Source organism: Mycobacterium sp. (genome assembly GCF_044370595.1).
Classification (GTDB): domain Bacteria; phylum Actinomycetota; class Actinomycetes; order Mycobacteriales; family Mycobacteriaceae; genus Mycobacterium.
This window is the reverse complement of record NZ_JBILVF010000205.1, coordinates 1-4825: the sequence shown is the minus strand read 5'-3', so window position 1 is coordinate 4825 and position 4825 is coordinate 1. Positions and strand designations below refer to the sequence as shown.

The following is a 4825-nucleotide window of genomic DNA, read 5'->3' as shown; positions in this document are numbered from 1 at the left end:
CCCCTGCACCCCGGCCCCGGAGCCGCTGAACGAGCGCTCGACGCCCCCGCTCTCGAAATCGACGTCGATCTCCGTCGCGTAGACGGCGCCAAGACCCGCATAGGTACGGACGCGCGGCGAACCGAAAAGGTCGAACTCGCGCAGTGCGTTCACCGCGATGCTCGTCGAAGCGTAGTTGCCGTCACCGGACGGCCCGCCGGCACCCAGCGAGAACACCGGGTGGTCGACGGACTGGTACATGAACTCGGCTTCAATGCGCCAGTCGTCGTTGAGGTAGCGGCCGATGGCGCCGCCGCCGAGGATGCCCGTGTCGAGCGGCAGTTTCGGGGTCGCCACGCCCGCGACACCCGGCCGTGTGTAGGCGAGCTGCTGGTCCGACTGGGTGACGAAGCCTAGGGTCCCGGTGGCATACCAATCCCGCTGCTCGGCTGCGGCGATCACGGGGCCGAGGGCGACGAGGGCGGCGAGCAGGGTCGGCTTGAGGCTGTGCTTCATGTTCAGGTCTCTGTGTAACCGGACGATCTCCGGCGACAACAGGTTGCCTGCTGCGGGGTGAACGACCCGTGAACGGGGCGTCAACGCGGCGTGAAGACGGACGGCGGGAGAGCCGTCCCGCAGGCATGGCCCGCGGGCAGATCCCGGGCTGGGTTACAAAGATTCACAATTCTTTTCCGTAGTTCGTTATCGAAAAACCATCTTCCGGTTGAAGACCCGCGAGTGCGTCATTTAGTTTGGCCAGATGTCACGCCATATCCTGATTGTCATCCCCGTCGTCCTGCTCAGTGCCTGCGGCGGGGGTGGGGGAGGCAGCGGGTCGTCACCTGCACCGAACCCCCCAGCGGCAACAGTGCCCGGGGCGCCAACGATCACGACAGTGACTGCCGGCGACAGGCGGGCTTCCGTCGCCTTCACAGCACCGTCCTCGAACGGCGGATCCGTCATCACGGGATACACCGCAACCTGCACAGTGCCGGGCAGTTCACGGTCGGAAAATGGCAGCAACAGTCCCATCGTAGTCACGGAACTTTCCAACAACACTTTGTATGGCTGCTCTGTAAGGGCAACAAACGCCATCGGGACCGGACCGGCGTCGACATCGATATCCGTCACCCCGACCGCATCCGCAGCGAGTACGCCATACCCCGTCGGTCTCAGCGATCAGACACTCGTCGTCAACGGCGTTGCACGTCAGTTTCGTGTGCATGTCCCCGCCTCTCTCACCGCTCCTCCCAAAGCCTTGGTATTTGTTCTTCATGGTGGCGGTGGCACGGGCCTGAACGTCGCCAACACGGGCGCTCATCCCCTGTCGGTGTTCAGGACGGTCGCCGATCGCGAGGGATTTGTTGTCGTCTATCCGGGTGGGCTGCCTGCGTCGGACGGACAGGAAGGTTGGGTCGACTGTCGTGGCGACAACGGTGTTTCGAGCGGTGCCGATGATGTCGGCTTTCTCGCGACGCTGATTGAACGCGTGAGGGGACAGTACAACCTGCCGACAACACGGGTGTTCATGGCGGGTGGCTCCAATGGCGGAATGATGACGCAGGCGTTTGCGATCGCCCGACCGGACCTGATCGCTGCGGCAGCAAGTTCCGGCGCTGGTCTCGCACTCAACCCGCGAGCTGGCTCGTGCGCCACAGGCCCGACGACACCCAAGCCGATCCTGCTCGCACACGGGACAGCCGATACACAGATGCCCTACGAAGGCGGTTGTGTTGCCAACTCCGGCGGCAATTGCACGAGAGGCCGCGTGATCTCTGCCGAGGCAACACGCAACCGCTGGCTGCAGGTCAACGGCCTGACCGGTGTCACGCCGGCACAGCAGGTGGTTAATCTCGATCCCAACGACGGGGGCCCGGCAAACCGATTCGACTACCCGGGCGCCGTGCCTCTACGCTGGTGGCGCCTCGACGGCGCGGGACACACTGTGCCAAGCAGGACGGTGCTCGTTGAATCGAACGCAACGACCGGAGTCCAGAGTCGCGATATCGAGTTTGCCGAGGTGGCGTGGGAGTTTTTCAACGAGCGATTGACGAACGCCATCACCATATCAACTGAACGAACATTCAACGCAACAACTACCGACAGCGCGATCACGGCGGCGCCCGGCACGGGCGAGGCACCACATATCTCCATCAACCCGTCGCCGTTGATCAATCCGCGGGGCAGGCTCTTCGTTTTCTTGCCCGGCACCCAAGGTCGTCCCGCTCAGTACACGTTCATTTTGCGCGCAGCAGCGGCGCGGGGTTTTCACTCGTTGGGACTCAACTATCCAAACCAGGTTGCCATGGGAGTGTTGTGTCAGACGAGCCCGGAGCCAGACTGTTACTGGAATGCGCGGAACGCCGTGATTTTTGGCGGCGGGTCCCCGGTCAGCGGGCAGGTGGCCACTTCCGTGGCCGACTCGATATTCAATCGGCTGAACAAGGCACTCGTCTGGCTCAAGAATAATCACCCCACCGAAGGCTGGGGCCAGTTTCTGCTTTCGGATAACACCGTGAACTGGAGCTCCGTCGTGATCTCGGGGCACTCGCAGGGTGGAGGCCACGCAGGAATTCTGGTCAAGCGCGTCGCCTTGTCGCGGGCCTGCTATTTCTCCGCGCCGGAAGACTGGAACGAGACTGCTGATCGCCCAGCCAACTGGACCAGCACTCGAGTCAACTTGACGCCCGCCGATCGGCAATTCGGTTTCGGCTCCGATAACGACACCCTGGTGCCGAACTCGCATGCATTCGCCCATTGGACGGGCCTCGGCCTGAGCACACCCACCGGCGGACCGGTGCTGGTGGACAATGGCGCGGCCCCCTACTCCGGTTCACAGCAATTGCGCACGAATCTTCCTCCGAATCCTGCGAGTACTGCGCTTTCGCAGGCACTGAAAAATCATGGCGTCACGGTCGTCGACACCTCCACGCCGCTCAACGTGGATGGCAAGCCGCTATTTGATACCAATGGCGTATGGGCTTACCTTTGCTTCCAATGAGCAAGCGTCAACACGAAAGCAGCGACTCTGTCGCTGAGTGATCATCCAGGATCAGTGCCGTCTCGATTCGGAACGCCGCACGCGGATATCTCTGATCGCTGCCCACGGCTGGCGCCCGCCCCGCGTTCGGATATGCTCGAGCCATGAACCGCCAACCCGTTCTTCAGGACGATCACGTCATTCTCACGCCTCTTCGGTCGGATGAGTTCGAAGAGATTCTGACCGTAGCTGCCGACCCGTTGATATGGGAGCAGCACCCCAACCCGGACCGGTGGAAGCGCGAGGTGTTTCGCACCTATTTCGATGGCGCCCTGGCATCGGGGGGCGCCTTCATGATCCGCAACAAGGCGAACGGCGCCGCCATCGGCAGCACCCGTTTCTATGATCACGACCTCGAGGCGAGCGAGGTCAAGATCGGCTATACGTTCTTTTCCCGTGACCATTGGGGCACCGGCACCAATCACCGCGTCAAACGCCTCATGCTCGCCCATGCGTTTCGGCATGTGCAGCATGTGATCTTCCATGTGGGCGCGCAGAACCTGCGCTCGCGCATCGCCATGCAGCGACTGGGTGCGGAACTCATCCGGGAAGAAGATGTGGCCTACTTTGGCGAATCACCCAGGAGAAACGTGGTGTTCAGAATCACGGCTCCGTGATCCGGACCGAGGGCCAAGGGATTATGAAAAGAACGGTCTCACTCGGCCCTGTTGGCCAGCAATCACCTGCGCATTCCGATATGCGTATGCAAACGAATGTGTATTCAAGAGAAGTGATACCGCGGCCTCTCAGAAGAGTTGGAAAATTACGATTCATCCCTGACCGATGAAGAACATTAAACCTGAACCAACATACCGGGTGACGTAACTGGCGGGGCGTGCATAAGGGACCTTTACGAGACGCCGGCTGTCAGTTCCGCCAGGCACAGCGAGGTCGAATGACAGGGTCAACGCTCGGCGATGAGAGGCGAGCACTCCGGGCTCCGCATGGGCCCCTCCTGACCCATAGCGTAGACTCGTGGCAGCCTTGGGGTGTGTCACCGTCGACCGAGCGAACGATGTTGATCAATTCAGACTACAGCCAACGAGTCGTCCTGCAACATCAGGACCTCCCGTGGACCGCGAGCCCGGAGGCAGGGGTCGATCGACGCATGCTCGATCGGACAGGCGGCGAAGTCGCCCGTGCGACCTCCGTCGTCCGCTACCAGGCGGGCGCCCGGTTCAGCGCCCACACGCATGACCTCGGCGAGGAGATCCTGGTCCTCGAGGGCACCTTCAGCGACGAGACAGGCGACTATCCGGCGGGGTCATACCTCATGAATCCACCGGGGTCGACGCACGCGCCGTTCAGCGCTGCCGGCTGCACGTTGTTCGTCAAATTGCGCCATCTCGGCCCCGACCAGACAGTGCGCGAGGTCGTCGATACCGGCAGAGCCCCCTGGCACCAGGGCATGGTCCCCGGTCTCAGCGTGATGCCGTTGATGAGCCAGGGCGCCGGATCGACCTTGGTCCGATGGGCGCCGGCGACCCGCTTCAGCACCCATCGCCACTACGGCGGCGAAGAGATATTCGTTGTGCGTGGCGTGTTTGCGGACGAGCACGGCACATACCCGGAAGGGACGTGGATCAGGAGCCCGCACATGAGCCAACACACGCCGTTCAGCGCAGTGGGTTGCACGATCTTCGTGAAGACCGGTCACTTGTTACCGGACTGACGTCACCCCGATATTTCGTAGGTGTTTAGAACTGGAGTAAGGTGCTTCCGGGGTCCTTGCAAGGCAAGGAGAGGAAGCGATGAAGCGATCGAAGTTTACCGAGAAGCAGATCCTGTTTGCGTTGAAGCAGGCGG

At 62.0% G+C, this 4825-nt stretch carries 4 protein-coding genes; 3 read left to right on the top strand and 1 reads right to left on the bottom strand.

The window, feature by feature from the left end; genetic code table 11:
- On the bottom strand, nucleotides 1–495 hold a 495-nt coding region (locus ADBZ5N_RS17425; RefSeq protein WP_526259603.1), incomplete at its 3' end, for an outer membrane beta-barrel protein.
- A 244-nt stretch (nucleotides 496–739) separates the two neighbouring features.
- On the opposite strand from ADBZ5N_RS17425, the gene ADBZ5N_RS17420 reads away from it, so the two are divergent.
- The 3 genes from ADBZ5N_RS17420 (at nucleotide 740) to ADBZ5N_RS17410 (ending at nucleotide 4691) form a co-directional block, all read left to right on the top strand.
- Nucleotides 740–2980 (top strand): BPSS1187 family protein, encoded by a 2241-nt coding sequence (locus ADBZ5N_RS17420; RefSeq protein WP_526259601.1) that lies wholly within the window; start codon nucleotides 740–742, stop codon nucleotides 2978–2980.
- 143 nt (nucleotides 2981–3123) lie between these two features.
- A complete protein-coding gene (locus ADBZ5N_RS17415) occupies nucleotides 3124–3636 on the top strand; it encodes a GNAT family N-acetyltransferase (protein WP_526259599.1) in 513 nt (170 codons plus the stop codon).
- A gap of 278 nt (nucleotides 3637–3914) precedes the next feature.
- On the top strand, nucleotides 3915–4691 hold the full coding sequence (locus ADBZ5N_RS17410; RefSeq protein WP_526259597.1) for a cupin domain-containing protein: 777 nt from the start codon (nucleotides 3915–3917) through the stop codon (nucleotides 4689–4691).
- Nucleotides 4692–4825: the final 134 nt, after the last annotated feature.

Bases quoted from the DNA above. Each gene is read 5' to 3' on its own strand.
- ADBZ5N_RS17420 (WP_526259601.1), top strand. From the start codon at position 740: ATGTCACGCCATATCCTGATTGTCATCCCCGTCGTCCTGCTCAGTGCC.
- ADBZ5N_RS17415 (WP_526259599.1), top strand. From the start codon at position 3,124: ATGAACCGCCAACCCGTTCTTCAGGACGATCACGTCATTCTCACGCCT.
- ADBZ5N_RS17410 (WP_526259597.1), top strand. From the start codon at position 3,915: ATGACAGGGTCAACGCTCGGCGATGAGAGGCGAGCACTCCGGGCTCCG.